The sequence below is a fragment of the Pseudarthrobacter sp. NPDC059871 genome (assembly GCF_042731175.1).
In the GTDB taxonomy this organism is placed as follows: Bacteria; Actinomycetota; Actinomycetes; order Actinomycetales; family Micrococcaceae; genus Arthrobacter.
Genome location: NZ_JBHWJV010000012.1, coordinates 59,421 through 86,156, shown reverse-complemented (window position 1 = coordinate 86,156; position 26,736 = coordinate 59,421). Strand labels below are relative to the sequence as shown.

Sequence of the window (26,736 nt, the reverse complement as noted above, 5' to 3'; positions counted from 1 at the left end):
CAAATGTGCTGCCATGCGGACCGCGGGGTGTACGTTGTCCCCATGGCGAGCGAACAGACCACCATCACCGTCCCGGGCCCGAACGGCGGGCGCGAGATGCGCATTTCCAGCCCCAGCCGGGTACTGTTCCCGGACCTGGGCCTGACCAAACTGGACCTCGCCCGTTATATCTGCGAGGTGGGGGAAGCGTTCATCGCAGCGAACGGGGACCGTCCGGTGTCGCTGCAGCGGTACTCCGACAACATTGACGGGGAGATGTTCTTTTCGAAGAACCCGCCCAGGGGCACTCCGGATTTCGTCCGGTCCGTGAAGGTGGTCTATCCCAGCGCGCGTTCCCATCCCCAACTGGTGCTGGACGAGCCGGCGGCCGCCGTCTGGGCCGTGCAGATGAACACCGTGGTGTTCCACCCCTGGCCGTCCCGGGCGGAGAACACGGATAACCCCGACCAGCTCCGCATCGACCTTGACCCGCAGCCCGGTACGGACTTCGACGACGCCATCCCGGCCGCCCAGGTGCTGCGGGACGTCCTGGCCGAAGCCGGACTCGAATCGTTCATCAAAACCTCGGGTAACCGTGGGCTGCATGTCTACGCCCCGATCGAGCCTGCCCGCGAATTCCTGGACGTCCGGCACGCCGTCATTGCCGCCGCCCGGGAGGTGGAACGGCGGATGCCGGACAAAGTGACCACGGCGTGGTGGAAGGAGGAGCGCGGTGAGCGGATTTTCCTGGACTTCAACCAGGCCAACCGGGACCGGACCATCGCCGGCGCCTACAGTCCCCGCGCCCTCCCGCACGCCCCGGTCTCCTGTCCCATCACGTGGGATGAACTGGAAACCACTGATCCCCGGAAGTTCACCGTCCTCACCGTCCCGGACCGGCTGAAAACTGTCGGCGACCCCTGGGCCGGGTTCGGTGACAAGCCCGGCAGCATCGGAACCCTGCTGGAGTGGTGGGACCGGGACGCCAAGGACGGGCTCGGTGAGATGCCGTTCCCGCCGGACTACCCCAAGATGCCCGGCGAACCGCCCCGGGTCCAGCCCAGCCGGGCGAAAAAGCAGACTGACGCCAGCGACGACTGACCTGCGCCCTCCACAACGGGGCACCTTGGCGCGGACACGCCGGCCGCCGTCGGGAAATTACGACGGCGGCCGGCGGCAATGCGCCCCGGGACCGTAGGTGCGGCCCGGGATTGTTCGAAGATCTATTCGAAGCGGGACGGGTCTCCCATACCGCGGCGGACCACCTCGGCCACGCCGCTGGAGAAATCCACCACCGTGGTGGGTTCGGCCCCGCAGTCGCCGGCATCGATCACGGCGTCCACCTGGTGGTCCAGCCGTTCCTTGATCTCCCAGCCCACGGTCAGTGGTTCGTCCTCGTCCGGCAGCAGCAGCGTACTGGACAGCAGCGGTTCACCCAGTTCGGCCAGCAGGGCCTGGACTACCCGGTTGTCCGGGATCCGCACGCCCACTGTCTTCTTCTTCGGGTGCAGCAGCCGTTTGGGGACCTCCTTGGTGGCCGGCAGGATGAACGTGTAGCTTCCGGGTGTTACGGACTTGATGCTCCGGAACACATCGTTGCCGATGTTCACCAACTGGCCCAGCTGGGCGAAGTCACGGCACACCAGGGTGAAGTGGTGCTTGTCATCCAGGTGGCGGATGGTCCGGATCCGGTCCAGTGCGTCCTTGTTGCCCATTTGTGCCCCCAGCGCATAGCAGGAGTCGGTGGGGTAGGCGATGAGCCCGCCGTCGCGGACGATGTTGACGGCTTGCGCAATGGCGCGGGGCTGGGGATCGTGCGGATGAACATCAAAGAATCTGGCCATCACCCGAGCCTACTTTCCTCCGGTGCGATAGGCACCACTTTTCATCCGGGTCAGCCGACGTGGACCCACGGGCGCTGGGTGACGTCCGGTTCGGCCTCACGGAGGATTTCGCGGGTCACCGGGGCAATCTCGCCCTCGCCGAGCACCAGGAACCGCAGCAGGTTCGACACCGGGTTGCCTTCGGTCCAGCGGAAGTAGATGTGCGGCATCAGCCCTGTGACGTCGCGGATATGCAGGAGCACCGAGGCGATGGTGTTGGGAACCACCGGGCCGTGGACTTCCAGCACGGGGTAGCCGTGGCGGAGGACGCCGCGTACTTCCAGGGCCGTTTCGAAGTCCGAGGAGTCGTCCACCATCACTTCGAGGAACAGGGGGGTGGCGTTGTCCGGGAAATGGCTCGCCTCGGTAGCGGAGGCCAGCTTCCGGCGGTACGCCTCGGCGGACTGGCGCAGCGGCTCGTGGGCGATGATGCCGATGGGTCCGGCCACCGCGGAGGTGACGAACTCCAGCGCCTCCGTGTCCAGGCGGACATGGGTGGCGTGCAGCTCGAAGGACCGCATCACCCTGGAGAGCAGGGAGATGGCCACGATCGCCAGGATGAAGAACCCGGCAATCCGGATGCCCTCGGGCCGCTCGAAGATGTTGGCCACCGTGGTGTAGAGGAACAGCAACGCAATGACGGAGAAGCCGACGCTCCTGCGCCGTTGCCGGAGACGGCGCGCGGACAACGTCACGGCTACTGCGGCGGAGGTCATCAGCACCAGGACACCGGTGGCGTAGGCGCCGCCCTGCGCATCGACGTCGGCCTCGAACAGCACCGTGATGAGGACGCCCGTCAGCGTGAAGACCAGCACCAGGGGCCGTACCGCTTTGGCCCACTCCGGTGCCATGCCGTAGCGGGGCAGGTACCGGGGTACGAGGTTCAGGAGCCCGGCCATCGCGGAGGCGCCGGCAAACCACAGGATGGCGATGGTGCTGATGTCGTATACGGTGCCGAACTCCGGGCCCAGGTAGGTGTGCGCCAGGAACGCCAGGGCGCGTCCATTCGCCTCGCCGCCGGGCTGGAACTGCTGCTCCGGAATCAGGACCACCGTGGCGAAGCTGCTGGTGATGAGGAACGTGCTCATGATCAGGGCTGCAGTGGTCAGCATGCGGCGGGTACCGCGGATCCGCCCTGCAGGGTTGGCCTCGGTGTCACCGGCGGCGCCCCGGATCTGCGGCATGACCGCCACGCCCGTCTCAAACCCGGACAGGCCCAGTGCCAGGCGGGGGAAGACCAGCAGCGCGACGGCCACCGCCATCAGGGGGTTTCCGTGGCTGGTGGTGAGGGCATCCCACCATCCGCTGACCGCCACCGGGTGGGTGGCAGCCTCGGCGAGTGCCCGGGCCACGACCACCACGTTCAGTGCCAGGTACACGGCCACCAGCACCACCGCGATGCCGATGGCCTCCTTGAATCCGCGCAGGAACACTGCCGCGAGCAGGCCCAACAGCACCAGGGTGATGGCGACGTTCTGGCCGTGCAGCCAGCCCGGCGCGAAGGGGTTCTCGATCAGGTGGGCGGTGGCATCGGCCGCGGACAGCGTCATGGTGATCATGAAGTCGGTCGCCGCGAAGCCGAGGAGGACCAGGACCAGCAGCTTCCCGCCCCAGCGGGGAAGGAGGCGCTCAAGCATGGCGATGGACCCCTCGCCGCGCGGGCTCTCCGCCGCAACCCTGCGGTACACGGGAAGCGCCCCGAACAGGGTGACCGCCACCAGCACCAGGGTGGCGAGCGGCGAGATGGCACCGGCGGCGAGGGCCGCGATGGCAGGCTGGTAGCCCAGGGTGGAGAAGTAGTCCACGCCGGTCAGGCACATCACCTGCCACCAGTGGTGCTTCCGGTGACCGCTGGCTGCCACGCCGCCCGGACCCTGGTGCGTGCCCTTGGTGTCCTGCAGCCCGAACAGCAGCCAGTTCTTCATTGCCACGCCCCTGGGGAGCGGTGGGGCTGAGGGATCAGCCGGGGGCCGGCTCATGGTGGTCATCGCCATGCCTTTCGATTCAAAGTCCCGGCACGCCGCCGGGCACAGCCGAACGTAGCACCGGGCACGGGCCGCGGAACCGGCAAACGGGCGATCTTGATGCATCCTTAACGCCGTTGTGAGCGGCCCCACACCCCGCGGCCGCGCAGCGCGTCCACCGGCCGTAACGGTGGAAGAATGTGCCTCATGGCAACCGAACGGATCGTCGCCGGCCTTAAGGGCGGGGACGACGACGAACTCCTGGTCAGGCGCGCCGCGCGCCTTGCGGGGCGCGGCGGAGGGGAGTTGCTGGCGGTGCACGTGAGGACCCCGGCAGGGACCCGCGGCGACTCGCCACGCGCCCTCGAAGACCAGCGCCGGGCAGTGGCCGGCCTCGGCGGCGAGTACCACGCGCTCGCCGGAAACGACGTCGCGCAGGCCCTGCTGGACTACGCGCGGTCGGTGCAGGCGACCCATATCCTGGTGGGACAGTCACGGCGGCGGATTACGGGACTGTTCCGCGGCAGCGTTGAAGCCCGGGTGGTGCGCGACGCCGGCGACATCGATGTCCAGGTGGTGCCCCGTGACCGGGCTGCCCGCCCGCCGCGGCGGGTGCGGACGGAACTTGGCCGGGGCAGGACCCTGGCGGGTTTCGCGCTCGCGGCTACCCTTCCGGCCGGCCTTCAGCTGCTCCTGGCTGTGCTGGACCACAGCGTGGCCACGGCGGTGCTGGTCCAGCTGGCCGGAGCGGTGGCTGTCGCCCTGGTGGGCGGGCTGTGGCCGGCCGTGGCCGGTGCACTTTGGAGCAGCCTGCTGGTCAACTACTTTTCCACGCCGCCCGTGGGGGACCTTGCCATCCACGACCCCCAGGACGTATTGGCGCTGGGCGTCTTCGTGGGGGTATCCGTTGCCGTGGCCGGCGTGGTGGACGGATCGGCCCGCCGCTCCAAGGAAGCGGCCCTCGCCCGGGCCGAAGCAGCAACCCTGGGGGACTTGGCCTTGGGGGCTTCCCGTTCCGAGGACACGCTGCAGGCGCTGCTCTCGGAGTCACTCAGCGTCTTCGGGGTCTCCGGAGCGGCCGTGGTCACGGCTGCCACTGACCCTCGGCAGCCGGGCTGGGAACTGGTGGCGGGAGCGGGGGACATCCCGGGCTGGGATGAGGGCCCGGAGGGTTCGGCGGCACGGACCGCCGAAGAACTGGGCAGCCGCACCTGGCTGCTCCTTTTCGGGCGGGAGATTCCCCGGGCGGAGCGCCGGCTGGTGGACGCCTTCGGTGTCCATGTCCGGGCACGGCTGGAACGGCGGCAACTGGAGGCGAGCAGGCTCGAGATTTCCCGCCTTGCCGAGGGGAACGCCATGCGGACCGCCATCCTCCGGGCAGTGTCCCATGATCTTCGGACCCCGCTGGCAGGCATCAAGCTGGCGGCCGGGGGCCTGCTCCAGGACGGCATCGGCTACGGACCGGAGGAACGCCGGGAACTGCTGGAAACCATTGATGAGTGCACTGACCGGCTGGACGGGCTGGTGGGCAACCTCCTGGACATGTCCAGGATTACTGCCCAGTCCGTGGAACCGCTGCTGGAACCCGTGCGGTGGCGGGTCGCTGTGGACCATGCCCTCCGGACGTGCCCGGCCGGTGCAGTGACGGTGGCCCTTCCAGCCAACATGCCGGCTGTGGAAGCGGACCCCGGGCTGCTGGAGCGCGCCATCGCCAACATCGTGGAAAATGCGCTGAAGTACGCCCCCGGTGCGGGCATCACCATATCCGGAACCCCGATGCAACAGGCCGGCCCGGGCGGCCACCCGGCCGGTGAGCTGCGCATCGTCGACCACGGCCCGGGGGTTCCGGCCCGCAAGGTGGTGGAGATGTTCCAGCCGTTCCAGCGGCTGGGGGACGCGGACCAGGGAACCGGCATCGGGCTGGGGCTGGCCGTGGCGCAGGGTTTCGTGCAGGCGATGCGCGGAAGCCTCGACGCTGAGGAAACACCGGGCGGCGGCCTGACGATGGTCATCCGCCTGCCGCTGTCCGCCGGGCCGCCCCTCGCAGGATCGCCAGTTGCCGGACGTGCCCTCACCGGACCCGGTGCCGGGCCGGCGGGAGGGGCGGGGGCATGACGCACGCGAACCAGGATACGACGGCGTCCGGCGCACCGGCTGCCCACGCCAGGGTGCTGGTGGTGGACGATGATCCCCATCTGCTGAAGGCGCTGCGGATCACCCTTGCCGCCCACGGATACGCGGTGGACGCGGCCGCCGACGGCGCAGCGGCGCTGGTTGCCGTGTCGCGGCACGCACCGGACCTGCTGATCCTGGACCTGGGACTGCCGGACATGGACGGCGTCGAAGTGCTGCGGGACCTGCGGCGGTGGAGCACGATGCCGGTGCTGGTGCTCTCGGCGCGGCATGGCTCGGCGGACAAGGTAGGCGCCCTGGACGCCGGTGCTGACGACTACATCACCAAGCCCTTCGGACTGGACGAACTCCTGGCACGGCTGCGCGCCCTGCAACGCCGCGTCCCTGCCCCGGAAGCGGCACCCGTGGTGGCCTCCGCGGCGTTCAGCGTGGACCTGGCGGCCCGCCGGGTGGACCGCGGCGGCACGGCGGTCCGGCTGACGCCCACTGAGTGGAAGATCCTCGAAATCCTGGTCCTGAACCCCAACCGGCTCATCACCCAGCAGCAGCTGCTGGCACGGGTGTGGGGTCCCGGCTACGTCAAGGAAGCCAACTACCTGCGCGTGTACATGGCGCAGCTGCGGCGGAAGCTGGAGGCCGACGCCGGCAGGCCGCGGCACCTGCTCACCGAGCCCGGCATCGGGTACCGGTTCGTGCCCTGAAATTCGTGCCCCCACAACCTCGCCCCCCCGTCTGCCGGCAACCCCTACCCCCGGAGGCGCCCATGGTGCAGGATGTTGTCTGGTTCATGTGCAAGACACCATGCGAAGGAGATCCAGTATGCCGACCATCCTCAACCCATACATCAGCTTCCGGGACAACGCCCGTGAGGCCCTGAACTTCTACCAGTCAGTCTTCGGCGGCGACCTGCGGGTCAGCACGTTCGGCGAATACCAGATGGCCGAGGACCCGGCGGAAGCGGACAAGGTCATGCACGGCATGCTGACCACGCCCAACGGCCTGGTGCTCATGGGCTCGGACACCCCCAGCCACATGGAATTCAGTGAGGGCTCCGCCATCTCCATTTCCCTTAGCGGCGAGGATGAAACGGAATTGCGCGGCTACTACGACAAGCTCAGCGGCGAAGGCGGCGCCGTCACCGTTCCGATGGAGAAATCCCCGTGGGGTGACGTCTTCGGCATGTGCACGGACCGGTTCGGCGTTGCATGGCTGGTCAACGCCAACGCGGGGGAGCGTGCCGCAGACGCCCCCTGATCCTGTATCCAGGTCAGCGAAGGGCACTCCCGCGAAGCATCGCAGGGGTGCCCTTCCTGGTTCCTGGCCGGTGCTACACCGACGCGACGAAGTACGCGTTGAAGGGGTCTTCCGCGAGGTCCAGCACCTCGACGTCACGGAAGCCGGCGTCCCGCAGCATGGCTTCAGCCAGCTGGACGCCCCAGACGGTGCCCAGGCCGTCGCCGTCCTGGGCCAGCGATACGGACATGCAGTGCGTGGTGGAAATGGCATAAAGGAAGGCGGCCCAGGGGAGGCCCACGTTGTCTTCCAGGGCGCTGGAGGCCTTGATATCCACCATCAGGAAGGTCCCGCCGGGTTTGAGGGCCCGCCGGATGTTCCGGAGCACTGCTGCCGGGTGGGCCTGGTCGTGCACGGCATCGAACACCGTGACGAGGTCCAGTTCCTCCCGGAGGTCCAGTGCGGCGGCGTCGCGAAGCTCAAACCGGACGTTGGACAGCCCCAGCCGCAGCGCTTCGTCCCGGCCGGCTTCCAGGGCTTCTGCCAGGAAGTCGTAGCCCACGAATGTGCTGGCAGGAAACGCCTGCGCCATCAGGTTGACCGCGTGGCCGGCGCCGCAGCCCACATCGGCCACCCGGATTCCCGAACGCAGGTCCGCCACCCTCCCGGACAGCGGAAGGATCACGTCCACCAGCGAATAGTCGTGGACGGCGGCACTGTCGGCGGCCTGGATCTGGACGAAGCCGGGGTACTCGCCGTACTGCAGTCCGCCTCCGGTGCGGAACCTGGCAGCGACCTTTCCGGCCACCTCGCCCATGAGCGTGACGAAGGTCAGTGTCCTGGCAAGGTTGTCCACGCCTGTCCCGGTCATGGACGGCACGTAGGCCGGCTGCAGGACGTAAGCTTCCGACGCTGGCTCGTAGCCGATGATGCCTGCCGTCACCAGCCCGCCCAGCCACTCGCGCACATAGCGTTCGTTTAGCCCGGCAGCATCGGCGATCTGCGCGCTGGTGGCCGGCGGCAGGCCTGCCAGGACGTCGAACAGCCCCGCCTGGTGGCCGATGCTGATGAGCACGGCGGCAGACCCGTCGTTCAGGATGCCCATGAGCCGTTCCGCTGCCGCTGCTTCCAGGGCCGCTGCTGGTTCGCTTCCCTTTTCCGCCTGGTAGGTGGTCATCGCCTGTCCTCTGTCTTGTCCTGTCCCCGGGTGCCGGTTCCTTCGGCCCGGGGTTATCCGGGCTCTCCGGATGCCACCACCGTAGGGCGGAGCAGCAGGCTGCCGCGTCGGGCGGATGATGCATCGTCAAGGAACCGGCGTGGTGCGGATGATGCAGGCGGGCACCCTCCCGGGGTCGTGCGACGGCGGGGCGCACCCAAGGGGGCCCGCGCTGGATGCCCCTGCCGGCGTCGTCCGTCAGGCCACGTGGTTGTCCCGCGCCCAATCCGCCGCCGCCGTCCGCGAGGCCACGCCGATCTTGGCGAAGATGTTGGCGAGGTGCCGTCCCACCGTCTTCTCGCTGAGGACCAGGGCGGCCGCCACGTCCCGGTTGCTGGCACCGCGGCTCACCAGGGCCAGCACCTCTGTCTCGCGAGCCGTGAGTCCGCCTGGCAGAGGATCGCCCAGGCGGCGGACATCAGGGTGCGCGCCAAGCCCGCGGTAGATCGCCAGTGCTGTGGCTCGGTCCGCTGCAGCGGCGCCCTGCTGCCCCAGGCTGTGCCTGCAGGCCGCCAGGAGTTCATGCACGGCGGCGATGCCATACCGCGCATGCTGGTGGCGGTAGATCCGGATGGCGGTCTCCAACGGCTCCAGTGCATCGGCGTGCCTGCCCGCGGCCACGAGCACCCGTGCGCGGGCATGGGCCGCCCAGGCAAGGAAGCCGGGCGAGGCAAAGCGGGATGCGCTCTCTTCCAGTTCGGCGCAATAGGCTTCGGCGAGCGCCCGCTGCCCGGTAGCCAGCGCCGCTTCCGTGGCGGGCAGCAGGAGGCGGGCCCTGTCCAGTGCGGTAGCCTCGCCCAGCGAGCGGCCCATGAGTTCGAGGGCCTCGGTGCGCCGGCCGGCTGCCAGCAGCAGTAGGGCCGCACCCGGCTGGGGGTCCACCCCGGCCTCCCGTGCCCTGGCGTACGCCGCCCTGGCCCCCGCCCAATCCCCACGGAGCCGCAGGATGTCACCCAGTTCGCAGAAGCCGGCACCCGCCATCCACCCGTGCGCGCCGGCCAGCGATTCACTCAGCGGGCCGATCTCCCTGAGTACTTCCTCCCAGGAACCTTCGGTGCTGAGCAGCTGAAGCTCGTGGACCCGGGTCACGTGGGCGTACACGAATGTGCCGGACATCCCGGCTGTCCACCGTTGCAGTGCATCGGTCCATGACCGCATCCGTGCGTAGTCGCCCAAGGCATGGCAGAGGTGCGTCACGGTGCAGTAGATGTCGCCGCTCCACTCGGCCGGGACCTCGCCGGCGAGGACGGGCAGCATTGCTTCATCGAGGTGCCGGAAGCCCGTTTCCACGTCGCCGGCGCGGGCAAGGGCCAGGCCCGACAGCACCCGTGAGAAGCAAGCCAGGACCGGGTCGCTGCAGGCCCGCGACTGGGCCTCAAGTGCCTCGGCTGCGTCTGCGGCAGGTCCCGGGTCGCCCTCGAAATCCATGGTCATGGTTGCCTCCAGGTATTGGAGGTAGCCGTAGGCGGGCAGCGACTCAAGCCCGAGGAGGGTCCGCCGGGCGCGGCTGAGCCATCCGGACGCGAGGGCCAGGTCCCCCCGGGTACCCCACCGCAGGCTCAGTTCAATGGCTGCCATGGCCGCCCCGGCACGGTCGCCGCTTTCAGCGAGGCGCCGGTACAGCTCTTCGGAGTCTGCCAGCGTTGCCGCCATATCTCCCAGCCACCAGGCGGAGTCCGCGAGTGCTTCGAGGTCGCCGGCAGGCAGGGGCTCCAGCCGGGACGCTTCGCGGAGGTACAGTTCGGCCGCAGGCCAGTCCCGCCGGGCGAATGCTTCCCGCCCGGACGCCAGCAGCTGGTCCAGTTCCGTCATTGGCCCCTCCGGGACATCGTCTCCAGCGTACTGCCGCCGCCGTGGCCCGAACAGGCAGGCTTAGGCCCGAACAGGCCGGCTCAGGTGCGCGGCAGCCCGACGGCCCTGCTGATGAGCGTGTCGAACAGCCGGTCGCTGAGGAGCCTGCGCGTCGCGATGAGGGGCCGGGCACCGAACCCAACGGCGTAGCGCGTCTTGGGTTTTTCCGCTGTGGCTGACTTGCCGACAGCGTCGGCGATGACCGACGGCGGGGAGTTGCGGTTCGCGTTGGTTTCGGACCGCAAAGACTTTGCCACGGCCTTCGCCTGGGCCGCGTACGGGCCCTTGCCGGAGGTTTCCTGCACCAGGTCTGCTGCGATTCCGCCCCATTCGGTGGCAATCCCGCCGGGCTCGATGACCACAACGTCGATGCCGAAGGGTTTGACCTTGAGCCGCAGGCAGTCACTGAGGGTTTCCAAGGCGAACTTGGTGCCGTGGTACCAGCCGCCCAGGGGGGTGTAGATCTTTCCGCCCATCGAGGTGATGTTCACGATGGTGCCGGAGCCCTGCGCGCGCATGTGCGGAAGTGCCAGCTGGGCCAGCCGCATAGCGCCGAAGACGTTGACCTCTCCTGTCCTCTGATGAAGCTGATTCACCTACATCATGAACCAACGGCCAGGCCGCAGCCTTGAGGCGGCCCCTGCCTCCTGCGAGGATGGTGCAGTGGAGCCCCTCTTTGATTTCCTCTCCGATAAATGGTGGCTGGTCTTTCCGCTGACCGCTTTCGCCGGCCACTATGCCAATTCGTGGCGCAAGGCCAGCGAGCGGCGGCACCGGCGCAAGGTGGAACTGCTCACTTTGAAGAATCAGGCCAGGGAGGCCGGGAAGGCTTCGGTGGCCGATGTGGAGGCGCTGACCGCCACGCATGATGCCACCAACCGGCGGTGGCTCGAGTACGAACTCGACGTGGGCAAGCTCATCGACTTTCCACTCATGACGGACGTGCGCGAACCCCTGACCGTCGCGTTCCTGCGGGCCAAGCGCGACGCCGACGGCCAGCGTCCCCAGTCCGCCGAGGACTTGTCGCCTGCCCGGCTGGACGCCTACCGGACGGCAGTCAATGCCTTTGCCGTTGCCCTGGACGTGGCAGAGCGGGAAGCCCGCCGGATCCGCGACAGCAAGTTTTCCGGACCCGAGCGTGAGCGGCTCGCCACGGCCAGGACGCTGCTGATGATCGCTGAGAACGCGGCCGCCACCCCGGCGGAGCGGCAGGCCGCCTACAAGCGGGCGCGGCGCGAACTGGACGGACTGATCGTCCTGCCGGACGTGACCATCGCCGCGCTCGAAAGGCTTGCTGCACCCGGCCTGGGCACCGGACGCAGGCCATCGGACCAGCCCGGCTGACCCGCTCGGACGGACACCGTGGCACGCACGATGTATATCGACGTCGACGGCGTCATCTGCCCTTTTGGGCCTGCCGGAACCACCGGGTGGGGTACTGCGTGGCGGCGGGCCGATGCCGGGCTGCTGCCGGTGGCCTATGCCGCTGAGCTGGTCGCCGGGCTCAACGGCATCGCCCGCACCGAAGGCGTCCGCTGCGTGTGGCTCACCAGCTGGGAGGAGCTTGCCCCCCAGTATCTGTGCCCGGCCATCGGCCTGGACGGCAGGGACTGGCCATACCTCACGGCGGCAGGAGCGGGGACGGGGGAGGGGTGGTGGAAATTCCAGGCCATCATGGACCACCTGGAAACCACGGGTCCGGACGCTGCCGTGTGGATCGATGACCAGCTTGGCTACGAGGCGGAAGCGCAGTCATGGGTGCGGCTGCTGGGCCGCCGGATGCTTGCCGTTTCCCCGGATCCCCGGCGCGGAATCTCGCCCGCCGAACTGGAGTCCGTCCGGTCTTTCCTGGCCGGATCGCTGTTTTGACCTGCTGCCACGGGCGCGTACGATCGATAGGGTTTCGCACCGGTTTGGTTAGCAGCACAGGACATTCCCCACGAACATCCGGTGAATTATGCTGTGCACGGCAGCCGGGGTACGGAAACTGCTGAACACCAACTCTGCAGATTGGGCAACAGGTGGACATCACCTTCATGGTGGCGCTGGTCATTGCACTGGCTCTATTTTTCGACTTCACGAACGGCTTCCACGACACCGCGAACGCCATGGCAACACCCATCGCCACGGGTGCCATCAAGCCGAAGACCGCGGTGACTCTGGCCGCCCTCCTCAACCTGGTGGGCGCTTTCCTGTCCACCGAGGTGGCGAAGACGGTTTCCGGCGGCATCATCCGCGAAGGCACCGACGGGGTCCAGATCACTCCGGAGATCATTTTCGCAGGCCTGATGGGTGCCATCCTCTGGAACATGATCACCTGGCTCAAGGGTCTGCCGTCCAGCTCCTCCCACGCCCTGTTCGGCGGCCTGATCGGCGCAGCAATCGCGGGCATCGGGTTCGGCTCCGTCAACCTCGAAACGCTCATGCAGAAGGTCATCCTGCCGGCCATCTTTGCCCCCCTGATCGCCGGGCTGGTGGCCTATGTGTGCACCCGCCTCGCGTACGCACTGACCTCGCGGCACGATCCCGAGACCGGCAGCAAACTGACGCAGAAACGTGGCGGCTTCCGCACGGGCCAGATCTTCACTTCCAGCCTCGTGGCGCTGGCGCACGGCACCAACGATGCCCAGAAGACCATGGGCATTATCACCCTGGTCCTCATCGCCGCCGGCACCCAGGCACCCGGCACCGGACCCCAGTTCTGGGTTATCGCTGCCTGTGCCCTGGCTATCGCCATCGGCACCTACTCCGGCGGCTGGCGCATCATCCGCACCATGGGATCCGGCCTTACCGAGGTCAAGCCCGCCCAGGGCTTCGCCGCTGAGACCAGCACCGCATCGGCCATCCTGGCTTCCTCGCACCTGGGCTTCGCGCTGTCCACCACGCAGGTGGCCTCCGGCTCCGTCATCGGCTCCGGAATGGGCCGCAAGGGCACCACGGTCCGCTGGAACATGGTGGGAAAGATCGCCATCGGCTGGCTGTTCACCCTTCCAGCCGCCGGCATTGTCGGCGCGCTGACTGCCCTGCTCGTCAACACCGGAGTGGTGGGCGTCCTCATCGCAGCGATCGCCGGTACAGGCGCCGTACTGTTCATGTTCTTCTACTCCCGCAAGTCCGCCGTGGGCCACCACAACGCCGTGGAGGTAGAGGAAGCCGGGCAGGCCGTCCGCTTCGCCAAGAAGAAGGCCATGGCCAGGGCGCGCGCCGAGGCCAAGGCCAAAGCGAAAGCCGAAGCCAGCGCCAAGGCAAACGCCAGGCCGCAGACGGAAGCGGAGTCGCAGTCACAGGCGCCGGCCGACGCCGACGCAACCAACCCGAAGGAAACGCAGCGATGAAGTGGTTGGAACTCCTGACAGTTGCCGGCGCCACACTCATTGCCGCCTCCACGGTGGTGACGCTGTACGCGCTGGGTGTCCGGCTGACGGCGATTGCCGCCGATGCCCAGCAGCCCTCTCCAGGGCTGAAGCGGTCGCTCGCCTACCTCTGCTTTGGACTCTGTGGCGCCGCGGTCCTCTTCGGGCTCTACCTGATTATCCCGTACTTCTCCAAATAGCCACCGTCCTCGAGGGCCATCGCGGTCCTGCCCGGCACAACGGCCACGGCAGGCGTACTGGGCAGGCCCTGCGCCGTTGGTTAGGCTTGGCCCATGCCACGCATCCAGTATTTCGTCGCGGCCTCCCTGGACGGCTTCATCGCCACCTCCGGGGACGATCTCGGCTGGCTCCTGCAGTTCGACGGTTTCGAGGGCGGAAGCGAAAGCTATGAATCGTTCATGGCGGACGTGGGCTGCATCGTCATGGGCGGGGAGACCTACGCCTGGCTGATGCAACATGAACCGGGCAAATGGCCGTACCCGTCCACCCCCTGCTACGTCTTCACCCACCACGAACACGCGGCCCCGCCGGGCTCCGACATCACGTTCGTCCGGGGCAGCGTCACCGAGTTCGCCGATGACTTCCGCGCGGACGCCGCAGGCCGGAACATCTGGGTGGTGGGTGGCGGCAACCTCGCCGCCCAGTTCGCCGCTGCGGGTCTCCTGGACGAGATCATCCTCTCCGTCATCCCGGTCATCCTCGGCGATGGCAAGCGCCTGCTGCCCATTCAGGGCCCGACGCCGCCGCTTGAGCTGACTGCCTCCCGAACCCTGGGCAGGGGGATCGTGGAGTCCCGGTACCTGCTGGCGGACGCCAGCGCCCGCTAAGACTTTCCATAGTGGAAAGTCTTGTCTTTCCACTATGGAAAGTCTATGGTGGAGGCATGACACACGAGAGCGCCCGGCCAAGTCCCGACCAAGCACACGACGCGCTGCTGGCCGTGGCTGCATCACACCGGTCGCTGGCACCCTTCGTCGGTTCTCCCCGGTGGCTGTACCCTGTCCAGGGCCTGGGCATGGGCCTGTTCATCGTGGGACTCGCGCTCTACGGGTCACGCAGTTGGGCAGCGCCCGCGCTGGCGGCATCCATCGTTGTTTTCTGCCTGCTCCCCGTTATGCAGTCCAGGCGGTCACGGGTCATTGTGGACGTTTACACCCACAGGGGGAGCCGGGTGGCCGCCGCCGCGTACCTGGGGGCCTTTGCAGTTCTTGTCGCGTCTGCCCTCGCCTGGCACGCGGCCACTGCGGCAGACTGGCTGGTCTACCTCATGGCTGTGCTGGCATTCGTCCTGTCGCTGGTCAGCGGGCCGGCCATGGAACGCAGACTCGCTGAGTCGCTCAGGAACCCCCGCTAGTGGACTCCGGCGGCTTCAACGAAGTGATCCACGCGCCGACGCGGCTGCGTATCTGCGCACTGCTGGCCGAAGCGGGGGAGGTGGATTTCGGGGTCATCCGGGAGGCCCTTTCGCTCAGCGACTCGGTCCTCAGCAAGCACCTTAAAGTGCTGGAACAGGCAGCCTACGTGCAGCTCCGCAAGGGTGCGGTCAACACGCGCACCCGCACCTGGGTCCGCCTCACCGCGGCCGGAGCGCACGCGTTCCGCGCCCATGTCGACGAACTGCGCAAAATCGCAGCCAGTGCAGAACACCTGCCAGCCTGAAACCCCCACATCAGCCACGGCCCACCGTTCCCGGCATTGCTTCGGGGCGTTGCCTCAGCTGCGGACGTTGTCGCGGAGCATGTTGGTGATCCTGGCAGTGGACAGCCGGCGGCCCGCTTCATCGGTCATGACGATTTCATGGGTGGCCAGTGTGCCGCCCAGGTGAACAGCGGTGCAGGTGCCGGTCACGAGGCCTTTGGCGATGGAGCGGTGGTGGGTGGCGTTCACCTCGATTCCCACGGCATGCCGGTGCGGACCGGCATGCATGGCGGCCGAAAACGAGCCAAGGGTTTCGGCGAGGACCACGTGGGCGCCGCCGTGCAGGATCCCCGCCACCTGCGTGTTCCCTTCCACCGGCATGGTGGCAACGGTCCGTTCCGGGCTCATCTCGAGGAACCGGATGCCCATTTTCACCACCAGCGCGCCGATGCCGAACTCTCCCAGCCAGCCGTGCAGGTGCTCCGGGACGCCGGCCCCGGTCAGCTCGGCCGCAAAGGGGCCGGGCGTGAAATTGTCCATCATGCCAACTAGGCTGGCACCTGTGAGTGAAACAACCAAACCGGCCCCTCTTCCATCCCCAGTACTTCCGCAGGGCGCCGCCGCCCAGGATGCGGCCCCCTCAGCCGGTGAGTCGGTTTCAGCCACTGCCGCCCCCGTCGTACCGATGACCGGCCAGCCCCGGCTCCTGGTCCTCGACGGCCATTCCATGGCGTTCCGCGCGTTCTTTGCCCTGCCCGCGGACAAGTTCTCCACGTCCAACGGGCAGCACACCAACGCCATCCACGGCTTCACGTCCATGCTGATCAACCTCATCAAGGAACAGCAGCCCACCCACATTGCCGTGGCCTTCGACGTCTCCGACGAATCGACCCACCGCAAGGCCGAGTACAGCGAATACAAGGGCGGCAGGAACGAAACGCCGCGGGAGATGAGCGGCCAGATCGACCTCATCGGCCAGGTGATGGAAGCCTGGGGAATCAAGACCATCAAGATGCCCGGCTACGAGGCCGACGACATCCTCGCCACCCTCGCGGCGATGGGCGAGAAGGCCGGCCACGAGGTGCTGCTGGTGTCCGGTGACCGCGACGCGTTCCAGCTCATCACCGACAACGTCTTCGTGCTCTACCCGAAGAAGGGCGTGAGCGACATCCCGCGGATGGACGCCGCGGCCATCGAAGCGAAGTACTTCGTCCCGCCGTCCCGCTATTCGGACCTCGCCGCACTGGTGGGCGAGACCGCGGACAACCTCCCCGGCGTGCCCGGCGTCGGTCCCAAGACTGCGGCCAAGTGGATCAACCTCTACGGCGGGCTCGAAGGGGTCCTGGAACACCTAGACTCCATCGGCGGGAAGGTGGGGGACTCCCTCCGCGAAAACGTGGACAACGTCAAGCGCAACCGGCGCCTCAACCAACTGCACACAGACCTGGAACTGCCGGTCACCCTGGATGACCTGTATGAGCCCCGCCCTGACCAGGCGGCCCTGGAAGACCTCTTCGACGAGCTCGAATTCAAGACCATCCGCAGCCGGCTCTTCGCGCTCTACGGCGACGACGACGCCCCCGCCGCCGAACGCGAAAGCATTGAGGCGCCCGCCTACACCGTTCCGGCCACCGCGGACGAACTGGCCTCGTTCCTGGCCGCAGGGGCCGGGCAGCGCTCAGCCCTCGCCGTCGACCTCGTCCCGGGACGCATCGGCGAAGACGCCGCCGGCGTGGCCATCGTCCGTGCGGGCGCCGCCGTCTACCTGGACCTCACCGCCCTCGACGCGGACACCGAGAATGAGCTGGCGGCCTGGCTCCGCGACCCCGAATCGCCCAAGGTCCTGCACGGGTTCAAGGCCGCGCTGAAGGCACTCACCGCCCGCGGACTGGAGCTCGAAGGCGTGGTGGACGACACGTCCATCTCGGGCTACCTCATCCAGCCGGACCGGCGCACCTACGAGCTCGCGGAGCTGGCCCAGCACCACCTCAACGTCGGGATGCCGGCCGCCACCGCCAAGGCAGGCCAGCTGGAGCTGTCCTTCGACGGCAACGACGCCGCCGCCGCCGAAGCACTCGTCCAGGCTGCCGCCGTCGTCTCCGCCCTGAGCCGGTTCTTCGAGACAGAGCTGAAGGAACGCCGGGCCGAAGAGCTCCTGTCCACGTTGGAGCTGCCGGTCAGCCGCGTCCTCGCGGACATGGAACTGGCCGGTATCGGGATCGACCTGGACCGCATGGACGAACAGCTCGCCGACCTCGCCAGGGTGATCGACCAGGCGCAGGAGCAGGCCTTCGCGGCGATCGGCCATGAGGTCAATCTTGGCTCGCCAAAGCAGCTGCAGACGGTCCTGTTCGAGGAACTGCAGCTGCCCAAGACCAAGAAGATCAAGTCCGGCTACACCACCGATGCCGCATCGCTGAAGAACCTGCTGGAAAAGACCGGCCACGAGTTCCTGGTCCAGCTCATGGCCCACCGCGAAGCCGCCAAGCTGCGCCAGATGATCGAGTCCCTGAAGAAGTCGGTAGCCGAAGACGGCCGCATCCACACCACCTATGCGCAGAACGTGGCAGCCACGGGCCGGATCTCGTCCAACAACCCCAACCTGCAGAACATCCCCATCCGCAGTGAGGAAGGCCGGCGCGTCCGCGGCATCTTCGTGGTCAGTGAGGGATACGAGTGCCTGCTGTCCGCGGACTACTCGCAGATCGAGATGCGCATCATGGCCCACCTCTCCGGCGACGCGGGGCTGATCCAGGCGTACAAGGACGGCGAGGACCTGCACCGGTTCGTCGGCTCGAACATCTTCCACGTGCCCACAGACCAGGTCACCAGCGCCATGCGCTCCAAGGTCAAGGCCATGTCCTACGGCCTGGCGTACGGCCTGACGTCCTTCGGGCTGTCCAAGCAGCTTGAGATTTCCGTGGACGAGGCCCGCACCCTCATGAAGGACTACTTCGACCGGTTCGGCGCCGTCCGGGACTACCTGCGCGGAGTGGTGGACCAGGCCAGGGTGGACGGCTACACCTCTACCATCGAAGGACGCCGCCGCTACCTGCCGGACCTCACCAGCACGGACCGCCAGCTCCGCGAGAACGCCGAACGCATTGCGCTCAACAGCCCCATCCAGGGCTCTGCCGCGGACATCATCAAGCGGGCCATGCTCGGTGTGCACGCCGAACTGCAGGCCCAGGGACTCAAGTCGCGGATGCTGCTGCAGGTCCACGACGAACTCGTCCTCGAAGTGGCGCCCGGAGAGCGTGCGGCGGTGGAGGCCCTGGTCACCGAACAGATGGCCGCCGCGGCGGACCTCACCGTGCCGCTGGAAGTCCAGATCGGCGTCGGGCCCTCCTGGTACGACGCCGGCCACTAGGCTGCGTGCGCAGACCCGCCCGGTCCCGGGCGTGTCTGCGCTGGTCAGGCGCCGGATGCATTCGTTACGCTCTCCCATGTGGCTGATTTGAGCGGAAACTATGACATCCGGCGCTTCCCGGCGGTATCCAAGGGGAAAGACGGGTACTCCGAAGCCGAAACCTGGGCTCAGGCCGTAGGGTTCGGATTCCATGAGTCCACCCGGACCCCCGAGCACCGCGAACGTTCGCTCGCCACCTACGAAGTGGACGGCCGCATCTTCACCGGCGCCTACCAGACCGGCTCTGTGGCACCGTCGTCGCTGCCGGCAGACGTCCCGGTGGCCACGTTCGGAACGTTCCGGAAAACGCTGAACATCGGCTTCGGCCGCATGCTCGAAGCCCAGCTGGTCACGGCCGTGACCGTCCGGACGTCGCACCGCCGGCGCGGCCTGCTGCGCCGCATGTTGACCGAGGACCTGCAGGGTGCCAAGGACGACGGCATAGCTGTCGCCGCGCTGACAGCCTCCGAAGGATCCATCTACGGGCGGTTCGGCTACGGCGTGGCCAGCCTCGAGCGTTCCATCACGGTGGACACCACGGCGCGGTTCAAGCTTTTACACCAGGCCACCGGAAGCATCGACGTCGCCGACCCCAAGGTGCTGCTGGACGTGGCGCCCGCCGTCTTCGACCGCGTCCACCGCAACACCCCGGGGTCCATCGGCCGGCAGGAGTGGTACCGTCAGCTGGCCTCCGGCTCCCTGGGCCGCGACGGCAAGGAGGACCCGGCCATTAAGGTGGCGCTTCACTATGCTGCCGACGGCGGCGTGGACGGCTACGTCTCCTACAAATTCCTCGGCTGGGAAACCGAGCCCTACACCGTGGAGGTAGTGGACCTGGTGGCCGCCACGGACCACGCCTACCTTGAACTGTGGGACTACCTTGCAGCCATCGACCTCGTCGAGCGCGTCTCCTGGAATGAGGCGCCGGTGGACGATCCGCTGGCCTGGGCGCTGGCGGACCCGCGCTGCATCGACGCCTCGGATAGCCGCGACATGCTGTGGCTGCGGCTCCTCGACGTTCCCTCGGCGCTGGCCGCCAGGCACTACCCGGCAGACGGCCGGCTGGTGCTCGCCGTCGGGGACACGATCGGCCTCACCGGTGGAACCTTCGCCCTTGATGTCGACGGCGGCCAGGCCGCCGTCGAACGCGTCCCCGACGAAACGTCCGCCGACCTCGAACTGGACGTCTCCGCGCTGTCCTCGATCTACCTGGGCGGCGTGTGCCCCGTGACGCTGAAGGCTGCCGGGAAAATCCGCGAAGCCACACACGGGTCCGCACTCAAGGCCAAGCAAATGTTCGCCGTGGAGCGGGCAACACACTGCCTCACCCACTTCTGACCGTTTCTGTAGCCGGCCTTCCAGCGGGAGGATCGTCAGGGGCGGGTTGCCAAAGGGATAGGGTGAACAGCTGCTTTTGACCCCTGTTGCGCGCTGCGACTAGAATAAACGGGCGTGTACCACGTGCACGCTTCTGTGGTCATAAAAAACCTCAGTACATCAATCCATAAATCAGGATGACCCGGGGAATCCATCGGATTTCCCGAAAATCTCGCCTGCGTTCCATGACGCGGGCGCGCCGGTTGGCCTGACCGACTAACTATCCACAACGGAGCCCCTACTACATGACCATCACCTCCACCGAGAAGCCCGGTACCCCCGTAGTCGCCATTAACGACATCGGTACCGCTGAGGACTTCCTCGCAGCAGTCGACGCGACCATCAAGTACTTCAACGACGGAGACCTCGTCGAAGGTACCGTCGTCAAGGTCGACCGCGATGAAGTTCTGCTCGACATCGGTTACAAGACCGAAGGTGTCATCCCCTCCCGCGAGCTGTCCATCAAGCACGACGTTGATCCCGGAGACGTTGTCTCCGTTGGCGATCAGGTCGAAGCCCTGGTGCTCACCAAGGAAGACAAAGAAGGCCGTCTGATCCTCTCCAAGAAGCGCGCTCAGTACGAGCGTGCCTGGGGCGACATCGAGAAGGTCAAGGAAGAAGACGGTGTCGTCACCGGTACCGTCATCGAGGTTGTCAAGGGTGGTCTTATCCTCGACATCGGCCTGCGCGGCTTCCTGCCCGCATCCCTCGTCGAGATGCGCCGTGTGCGCGACCTTGCTCCGTACATCGGTCAGCAGATCGAAGCCAAGATCATCGAGCTGGACAAGAACCGCAACAACGTTGTGCTCTCCCGCCGTGCATGGCTCGAGCAGACCCAGTCCGAGGTCCGCTCCACGTTCCTCAACAAGCTGGAAAAGGGCCAGGTCCGTCCCGGCGTCGTTTCCTCCATCGTCAACTTCGGTGCCTTCGTGGACCTGGGCGGCGTAGACGGCCTGGTTCACGTTTCCGAGCTGTCCTGGAAGCACATCGACCACCCGTCCGAGGTTGTCGAAGTTGGCCAGGAAGTCACCGTCGAGGTCCTCGAGGTCGACCTGGACCGCGAGCGCGTCTCCCTGTCGCTCAAGGCTACGCAGGAAGATCCGTGGCAGACCTTCGCCCGCACCCACGCCCTGGGCCAGGTTGTTCCGGGTAAGGTCACCAAGCTGGTTCCGTTCGGTGCGTTCGTCCGCGTCGAAGACGGCATCGAAGGCCTGGTCCACATCTCCGAGCTCGCCGTGCGCCACGTTGAACTGGCCGAGCAGGTTGTCTCCGTTGGCGACGAACTGTTCGTCAAGGTCATCGACATCGACCTGGAACGCCGCCGTATCTCGCTGTCCCTCAAGCAGGCCAACGAGGGCGTCGACGCCGACAGCACCGAATTCGATCCCGCTCTGTACGGCATGGCCGCAGAGTACGACGAAGAGGGCAACTACAAGTACCCCGAGGGCTTCGATCCCGAGTCCAACGAGTGGCTTGAAGGCTACGAGAACCAGCGCGCCGCCTGGGAGCAGCAGTACGCTGACGCCCAGACCCGTTGGGAAGCCCACAAGAAGCAGGTTACCCAGCACGCCGCCGACGACGCTGCAGCAGCAACGTCCGGTGACAGCGACTCGGGTACCACCAGCTACTCCTCGGAGCCCGCTGCCACCGATTCCGGTGCCGGCACCCTGGCTTCGGACGAGGCACTTGCTGCCCTGCGTGAGAAGCTGACCGGCAACTAATTGCCACCGGCCCTTCGGGGCTGGCACAACAGGCCCCCTGCCCGCACGGCAGGGGGCCTGTTGGTTTAAGGGGGTCGGGGCCGGGCTGCGGGTTCGCGGATTCAGAGGTCGACGACGGCGAGGACGGTGCCGTCGTCGTCGGGAGTGAGGCGGCAGCCGGCTGAGGCCAGCAGTTGCTGGGCGGCCCGGTTGCCGGCCAGGGTCCGGGCGGTCACCCGGGAGAGTCCCGCCCGGCGGGCGTGTTCCAGGACCAGTGCCAGCGCGGCGCTGCCGATGCCCCGGGACCGGTAGGTCCGTCCAAGCCAGATGCCGGTCTCTGCCGTGGGGACCTCCGCCGGTGCCACCCGTTTGAGGCGCACGGACCCTGCGGCGTGGCCGGCGCTGAAGACCGCCCAGCTCTTTTCCCCGGCCGCCCCGTCCAGTCCGGCTGCGGCTTCGCGGTGGTAGTTGCGGAACCATGCCGTGCGTTCCGGGTTCCAGCCGGGCCCTCCCAGCGGGGGAGCCACTTCGTCCGGGGACGCGTCCCGGTGGGCAAGGGACAGCAGCTGTTCCAGCACCAGCTCATCGACGTCCACCAGCGTCACGCCGGGGCCGTGTGGCGGTTCAGGCTTTGGGCACATCAATCCACTCCGTTCCTTCAGTGGCCAGCGTGGCGGATCCGGCGGTCAGGCCCAGCACCCGTTCGGCCGCGGCGGAGACTTCAGCGCCGGTGTCCGGCACCGCGATGCGCAGCACTGTATGGCTGCCACCGTAGCTGGTGCCCGCCATGGTGAAACCGCCGGCACGGAGATCGTTCTCAAGCCGTCCGGCAGCGCCGTGCAGCACAGGGATGGCGCAGATCCGCAGCCGGCTGCGCCGCACCAGGGGTGCCAAGGCCAGCGCCGAGGACACAGATTCGGAGTAGGCACGCACCAGGCCGCCGGCGCCCAGCAGGATGCCGCCGAAATAGCGGACGACGACGGCGCTGACGTCGCTGAGGTCCGTGGCCCCGGGCACGGTTTCCTTCTTGGTGAGGGCTTCCAGCATAGGGATGCCGGCGGTTCCGGAGGGTTCGCCGTCGTCACTGGAGCGCTGGATGTCCCGGTCTGGTCCGATCACGAACGCGGAGCAGTGGTGCCTGGCGTCGTGGAACTCGCGGCGGAGGTCTGCCACCAGTGAACGGGCTTCGTCTTCGCTGCCGCACCGGCGCAGCACGGTGATGAACCGAGAGCGCTTAATCTCCAGTTCTTGCCGGAAGTCTTCCCCGGCTGACAGGGTGGTGTAGGCCGTGGCCCTGCTGTTCCCGGCCTCCGCTGCTTCCACCACGGGCCCAGTCTAACTGCAGCTGACGGGCCGCTATTGCGGCGGCGCTACTTGCCTGCGGTCTCGCGCGGACGGCGGCGCAGTGTCTTGGCCAGCGAGAGTTTGCCGGTGTATTGGATGGAGCCGTAGCGGAACAGGTGCACAGACAAGCGCAGCATCAGGACGCCGACAATGAACAATTCGGCGATCACGATGACCGACTCGGCGGGGCTGAGGGTTCCGAAGCCGTTCCGGAGCATGGCGGTCACGGGCGCCGAGAGCGGGAAGTAGGTGAACGCCTGCACGATGGGGGACTGTGGGTCGCTCAGGATGAGGCTGATAGCGTAAAACGGCACGAAGATCAGAGCCATCAGCGGGCCGAAGACCACGCCGGCTTCCTTGGCGTTGGGCATCACCGCGCCAATGGCACCCAGGACTGCGGTGAACAGTAGGAAGCCGCCCAGCAGCAGCAGTGCGCCCACCAGCAGCGGTCCCGGTTCGAACACCACGTCGGAGAGGTTGATGTCCGGCAGGGACAGCCTGTCCCTGAAGAAGGCAAAGCCGATGACGACCGGTGCCAGGAACACCGAAATCTGGACGAGGCCCACCAGGAGGAGCGAGATGATCTTCCCGATGATCAGGGTGGTGGGGTTCAGCGTGGTCAGGATCATTTCAGTGACCCTGTTCTCCTTTTCTTCCAGCGTGCTGTTCAGCATCTGGTTCGAGAGCAGGATGATCATCACGTAGAAAAGCACCAGGAACATCAGCGGCGGAACAGCCGCCCCGAAGCCACCGGAAGCCTGCCCGTCCCGGTAGGTCTCGGTGTGCACCTTGACGTTCCCGCTGGCTGCCGCCGTCAGTTGCGGGGAGCCGATGTCTGCCTGAGCCGCCACCATGAGCAGTTGCTTGGCCACCGCTTCGTAGGTCCCGTTGGCGAAGACACCGCGGTCCGTGCCGTACACCTGCACCGGTTCGGCGGCGGGGTTCGCCGGATAGGCGAAGTAGGCGTCCACCGTGCCGGCCTTGACGTCAGCGAGTGCCTGCTCCGGGTTGGCCGCCTTGGTCCCGCCGGCTGCCCGGCCGGCGGCCTCCGGGATGATCCCCGACGCGTCCGTGTAGGTGAATGACAGTGCTGCGTTCTTCTGTGCGTCCGCGGACGCGCTGGTGGAGCTGTTGCTGACGAAGATCAGGGCGAAGACGATGGCCGTCACCACGGGGATGGCCAGTGTGGCGATCCAGAACCGGGGTCTTTTGGTGGTGCGGAAGAACTCAAACCCCACCACGGTGCCCAGGTTGTGCCAGCGCACGGCCGGGCGCCGGGCCGGGATGGGCGGAGTGGACGATGAACGTGTTGGTGCAGAGCTCATGGCCGGGCCTCCACGGGTTGGTCCTGTTCGCCGTAGACCCTGATGAAAATTTCATCCAGGGAAACGCGGGCTGTGGTGAAGCTGCTGACGCTGACACCGGCGGTGACAAGCTCACGCAGGACGGCAGCCTGCCCTGTACCCGGACGTGGTGCCAGCTCAGCGTACCCGCCCGAGTCGAGCGCGATGTCGTACTGGGTGGAGTGGGGCAGGACGCCGTCGTAATCCACCCGGTAGACGGTTCCGCCGAACTGCTCCTGCACCTCCTCCACTTTGCCGTAGGCCCGGGAGGTGCCGTCCTTGAGGAGGATGACGCGGTCGCAAAGCCGTTCCACTTCTTCCATCTGGTGGGTGACCATGATGACCGTGGCGCCGGCCAGCTTCTGTTCTTCGATGATGTCCATCAGCAGGCGGCGGTTCACGGGGTCGAAGCCCTTCGTGGGTTCGTCCAGGATCAGCAGTTCGGGGGCGTTCATGATGGTGACGCCGAGTTGGATCTTCTGCTGCTGGCCACCGGAAAGCTTGTCCAGGTTGGCGGCAGCCTTGTCCGCCAGCTGAACGCGCTCCAGGTAGTCGAGGGACCAGGCTTTGGCCTGTGCCTTGCCCAGGCCTTTGAGCCGGCCGAAGTAGACCATGACGTCCAGGACCGGTTCCTTCTTATACAGCCCGCGCTCCTCCGGCAGGTAACCCAGCCGGGCGCCGTCGCTGGGTTCAAAGGGTTTCCCGCCAATGTGGAGCGTCCCTGCGGTGGGCTGGTAGATCCCCAGCAGGGCCCGCAGCGTGGTGGTCTTCCCTGACCCGTTGCTCCCCAGGAACCCGAACGTTTCCCCGGCACGCACATCGAAGGACAGGTCCCTGATGACGGTGGCGTCACCGAAATCCATCCGGAAATCCTTGATGTGGACCAGCGGCTCCGTGGCCGCACCCCCTGCAGTCATGGACTCAGATTACCCAACCATGCTGCCGTCCCGGCCTTGCGGCGCGAGCCGGAACGTGGCGCGGCGCCGCCCGCCGTCCGTCTAGGCTGGGACGGTGCTGAAGATCGGATTGACCGGCGGGATCGCGTCGGGGAAGTCGGTGGTTGCCTCCCGGCTGAAGGAGCGCGGGGCGGTCCTGGTGGACGCTGATGCACTCGCCCGCGAGGTGGTGGAGCCCGGCACCGAAGGCCTGGAACGCATCGTTGCCGAGTTTGGCCAGGACATGCTCGACGCCGAAGGCCGGCTTGACCGCCCGCGGCTAGGAGAAGCGGTGTTCGGCAACAAGGACCGCCTGGCCGTATTGAACGGCATTCTGCATCCGCTGGTGCGCTCCCGGGCGGCGGCCATCACGGCAGCCGCGCCGGAAGATGCGGTGGTGGTCCAGGACATTCCCCTGCTGGTGGAGACCGGCCAGGGCAGCAACTTCCACCTCGTCCTGGTGGTGGATGCCCCGGACGCGCTGCGGATTGAGCGGATGCAGCAACTGCGGGGCATGAGCGCTGAAGCGGCGCGCGCCAGGATGGCAGCGCAGGCCCCGCGGGATACCAGGCTGGCCGCGGCCGACGTCGTCCTGGACAACTCCGGCACCTTGCAGCACGTGCTGGAGCAGGTGGACAGCCTTTGGGAGACCCGCCTGCTGCCGTACGCCCGGAACCTGGCAGCCGGCGTGCGGGCCGCACGGACCGGTGCGCCCGTACTGGAGGCGTACCGTGACGACTGGCCGCAGCAGGCCGCCCGGATCGCCGCGAGGCTCATGGCTGCGGCACCCGGGGCAATCCTCGCAGTGGACCACGTCGGTTCCACCTCCGTCCCGGGCCTGGCCGCGAAGGACGTCATCGACCTGCAGGTTGCGGTGTCCGGACTGGACGCTGCGGACAGGCTGGCGCCGATGCTGGGTGCTGCAGGCTTCCCCCTGGTGCCCGGCGCCGGCCAGGACACGCCGAAACCAACCGACCCCGACCCGGGGCAGTGGCAGAAGCGGTTCCACGCCAACGCCGATCCCGGCAGGGCAGTCAACATCCACGTGCGGGTGGCAGGCGCTCCCGGCTGGCGTTACGCCCTGCTGTTCCGGGACTGGCTGCGGCAAGACGGGCAGGCGCGGCGGCTGTACGCGGCGCATAAGGCTGAACTCGCACACGGATTCGCCGGCGCCGCCAGCACCAGGCCGTATGCGGAAGCCAAGGAACCGTGGTTCACGGATGTCGCGTGGCCCGCCATGACAGCGTGGGCCACCGCAACCGGGTGGGAACCGCCGTCGTACGCACCCTGAAGGCGCCAATACCGCGCTGGGCTGTTCGCCCGTAACGGACTGGACCGCCCAGTGTCAGTGCCCGGT

25 protein-coding genes are annotated in these 26,736 nt (G+C 67.4%); 15 read left to right on the top strand and 10 right to left on the bottom strand.

The genetic code is table 11. The annotated features are described in order from the left end of the window. Positions 1-42: 42 nt before the first annotated feature. A complete protein-coding gene (gene ligD / locus ACFV4R_RS16465) occupies positions 43-1,080 on the top strand; it encodes a non-homologous end-joining DNA ligase (RefSeq protein WP_377203447.1) in 1,038 nt (345 codons plus the stop codon). A gap of 122 nt (positions 1,081-1,202) precedes the next feature. Here the strand turns inward: ligD and ACFV4R_RS16460 are convergent, their stop codons facing one another. Continuing rightward, positions 1,203-1,823, bottom strand: coding sequence for an L-threonylcarbamoyladenylate synthase (locus tag ACFV4R_RS16460; protein WP_377203448.1), 621 nt, complete (start codon positions 1,821-1,823; stop codon positions 1,203-1,205). Between the two features lie 50 nt (positions 1,824-1,873). Next, positions 1,874-3,850 (bottom strand): amino acid transporter, encoded by a 1,977-nt coding sequence (locus tag ACFV4R_RS16455; RefSeq protein ID WP_377203449.1) that lies wholly within the window; start codon positions 3,848-3,850, stop codon positions 1,874-1,876. 183 nt (positions 3,851-4,033) lie between these two features. On the opposite strand from ACFV4R_RS16455, the gene ACFV4R_RS16450 reads away from it, so the two are divergent. From ACFV4R_RS16450 to ACFV4R_RS16440, 3 genes are all read left to right on the top strand, one after another. Then, on the top strand, positions 4,034-5,941 hold the full coding sequence (locus tag ACFV4R_RS16450; RefSeq protein ID WP_377203450.1) for a DUF4118 domain-containing protein: 1,908 nt from the start codon (positions 4,034-4,036) through the stop codon (positions 5,939-5,941). Beyond that, positions 5,938-6,660 (top strand): response regulator, encoded by a 723-nt coding sequence (locus ACFV4R_RS16445; RefSeq protein WP_377203451.1) that lies wholly within the window; start codon positions 5,938-5,940, stop codon positions 6,658-6,660. The genes ACFV4R_RS16450 and ACFV4R_RS16445 overlap by 4 nt, the downstream gene beginning before the upstream one ends. 118 nt (positions 6,661-6,778) lie before the next feature. After that, on the top strand, positions 6,779-7,213 hold the full coding sequence (locus ACFV4R_RS16440) for a VOC family protein (RefSeq protein ID WP_377203452.1): 435 nt from the start codon (positions 6,779-6,781) through the stop codon (positions 7,211-7,213). A gap of 73 nt (positions 7,214-7,286) precedes the next feature. Here the strand turns inward: ACFV4R_RS16440 and ACFV4R_RS16435 are convergent, their stop codons facing one another. The 3 genes from ACFV4R_RS16435 to ACFV4R_RS16425 all read right to left on the bottom strand — a co-directional run bounded on the left by ACFV4R_RS16435 (position 7,287) and on the right by ACFV4R_RS16425 (position 10,855). After that, the gene (locus ACFV4R_RS16435) at positions 7,287-8,369 is read right to left on the bottom strand and encodes a class I SAM-dependent methyltransferase (protein ID WP_377203453.1); all 1,083 of its coding nucleotides are present in this window, start codon (positions 8,367-8,369) and stop codon (positions 7,287-7,289) included. A gap of 237 nt (positions 8,370-8,606) precedes the next feature. After that, complete coding sequence (locus ACFV4R_RS16430) at positions 8,607-10,220, bottom strand: LuxR C-terminal-related transcriptional regulator (RefSeq protein ID WP_377203454.1); 1,614 nt, start codon at positions 10,218-10,220, stop codon at positions 8,607-8,609. A gap of 80 nt (positions 10,221-10,300) precedes the next feature. Further along, the gene (locus ACFV4R_RS16425) at positions 10,301-10,855 is read right to left on the bottom strand and encodes an SDR family NAD(P)-dependent oxidoreductase (protein WP_377203455.1); all 555 of its coding nucleotides are present in this window, start codon (positions 10,853-10,855) and stop codon (positions 10,301-10,303) included. Between the two features lie 67 nt (positions 10,856-10,922). On the opposite strand from ACFV4R_RS16425, the gene ACFV4R_RS16420 reads away from it, so the two are divergent. The 7 genes from ACFV4R_RS16420 to ACFV4R_RS16390 all read left to right on the top strand — a co-directional run bounded on the left by ACFV4R_RS16420 (position 10,923) and on the right by ACFV4R_RS16390 (position 15,292). Beyond that, positions 10,923-11,603, top strand: a complete 681-nt coding sequence (locus ACFV4R_RS16420; RefSeq protein ID WP_377203456.1) for a hypothetical protein — start codon at positions 10,923-10,925, stop codon at positions 11,601-11,603. 18 nt (positions 11,604-11,621) lie between these two features. After that, a complete protein-coding gene (locus ACFV4R_RS16415) occupies positions 11,622-12,128 on the top strand; it encodes an HAD domain-containing protein (RefSeq protein ID WP_377203457.1) in 507 nt (168 codons plus the stop codon). 152 nt (positions 12,129-12,280) lie between these two features. After that, positions 12,281-13,594, top strand: a complete 1,314-nt coding sequence (locus ACFV4R_RS16410; RefSeq protein WP_377203458.1) for an anion permease — start codon at positions 12,281-12,283, stop codon at positions 13,592-13,594. Beyond that, positions 13,591-13,812, top strand: coding sequence for a hypothetical protein (locus ACFV4R_RS16405; protein WP_056078903.1), 222 nt, complete (start codon positions 13,591-13,593; stop codon positions 13,810-13,812). Before ACFV4R_RS16410 ends, ACFV4R_RS16405 begins: the two co-directional genes overlap by 4 nt. 93 nt (positions 13,813-13,905) lie before the next feature. Beyond that, positions 13,906-14,460, top strand: a complete 555-nt coding sequence (locus ACFV4R_RS16400) for a dihydrofolate reductase family protein (protein ID WP_377203459.1) — start codon at positions 13,906-13,908, stop codon at positions 14,458-14,460. 56 nt (positions 14,461-14,516) lie between these two features. Continuing rightward, positions 14,517-14,987 (top strand): hypothetical protein, encoded by a 471-nt coding sequence (locus ACFV4R_RS16395; protein WP_377203460.1) that lies wholly within the window; start codon positions 14,517-14,519, stop codon positions 14,985-14,987. Next, positions 14,987-15,292, top strand: a complete 306-nt coding sequence (locus ACFV4R_RS16390; protein WP_377203461.1) for a transcriptional regulator — start codon at positions 14,987-14,989, stop codon at positions 15,290-15,292. Before ACFV4R_RS16395 ends, ACFV4R_RS16390 begins: the two co-directional genes overlap by 1 nt. A 54-nt stretch (positions 15,293-15,346) precedes the next feature. On the opposite strand, the gene ACFV4R_RS16385 is transcribed toward ACFV4R_RS16390, so the two are convergent. Continuing rightward, positions 15,347-15,814: a PaaI family thioesterase gene (locus ACFV4R_RS16385; protein WP_377203462.1), complete on the bottom strand. Its 468-nt coding sequence runs from the start codon at positions 15,812-15,814 to the stop codon at positions 15,347-15,349. 184 nt (positions 15,815-15,998) lie between these two features. Here ACFV4R_RS16385 and polA point away from each other — a divergent pair, with 184 nt between their 5' ends. The 3 genes from polA (at position 15,999) to rpsA (ending at position 21,778) form a co-directional block, all read left to right on the top strand. Further along, positions 15,999-18,641: a DNA polymerase I gene (polA, locus tag ACFV4R_RS16380; protein ID WP_377203511.1), complete on the top strand. Its 2,643-nt coding sequence runs from the start codon at positions 15,999-16,001 to the stop codon at positions 18,639-18,641. A gap of 87 nt (positions 18,642-18,728) precedes the next feature. Beyond that, positions 18,729-20,018, top strand: coding sequence for a GNAT family N-acetyltransferase (locus ACFV4R_RS16375; RefSeq protein WP_377203512.1), 1,290 nt, complete (start codon positions 18,729-18,731; stop codon positions 20,016-20,018). Positions 20,019-20,302: 284 nt separating this feature from the next. Further along, positions 20,303-21,778 (top strand): 30S ribosomal protein S1, encoded by a 1,476-nt coding sequence (gene rpsA, locus ACFV4R_RS16370; protein ID WP_056078912.1) that lies wholly within the window; start codon positions 20,303-20,305, stop codon positions 21,776-21,778. Between the two features lie 101 nt (positions 21,779-21,879). Here the strand turns inward: rpsA and ACFV4R_RS16365 are convergent, their stop codons facing one another. From ACFV4R_RS16365 to ACFV4R_RS16350, 4 genes are read right to left on the bottom strand one after another with little or no spacing between them, the layout of a single operon-like run. Further along, entirely contained in the window at positions 21,880-22,398 is a 519-nt protein-coding gene (locus ACFV4R_RS16365) for a GNAT family N-acetyltransferase (protein WP_377203463.1), read from the bottom strand. Continuing rightward, on the bottom strand, positions 22,382-23,083 hold the full coding sequence (locus tag ACFV4R_RS16360; RefSeq protein ID WP_377203464.1) for an IMPACT family protein: 702 nt from the start codon (positions 23,081-23,083) through the stop codon (positions 22,382-22,384). Before ACFV4R_RS16360 ends, ACFV4R_RS16365 begins: the two co-directional genes overlap by 17 nt. Before the next feature lie 44 nt (positions 23,084-23,127). Then, positions 23,128-24,426 carry an ABC transporter permease gene (locus ACFV4R_RS16355; RefSeq protein ID WP_377203465.1) on the bottom strand — a complete coding sequence of 433 codons (1,299 nt, stop codon included), beginning with the start codon at positions 24,424-24,426 and terminating at the stop codon, positions 23,128-23,130. Next, positions 24,423-25,361, bottom strand: coding sequence for an ABC transporter ATP-binding protein (locus ACFV4R_RS16350; protein WP_377203466.1), 939 nt, complete (start codon positions 25,359-25,361; stop codon positions 24,423-24,425). Before ACFV4R_RS16350 ends, ACFV4R_RS16355 begins: the two co-directional genes overlap by 4 nt. Before the next feature lie 94 nt (positions 25,362-25,455). On the opposite strand from ACFV4R_RS16350, the gene coaE reads away from it, so the two are divergent. Next, on the top strand, positions 25,456-26,670 hold the full coding sequence (gene coaE / locus ACFV4R_RS16345) for a dephospho-CoA kinase (protein ID WP_377203467.1): 1,215 nt from the start codon (positions 25,456-25,458) through the stop codon (positions 26,668-26,670). Positions 26,671-26,736: the final 66 nt, after the last annotated feature.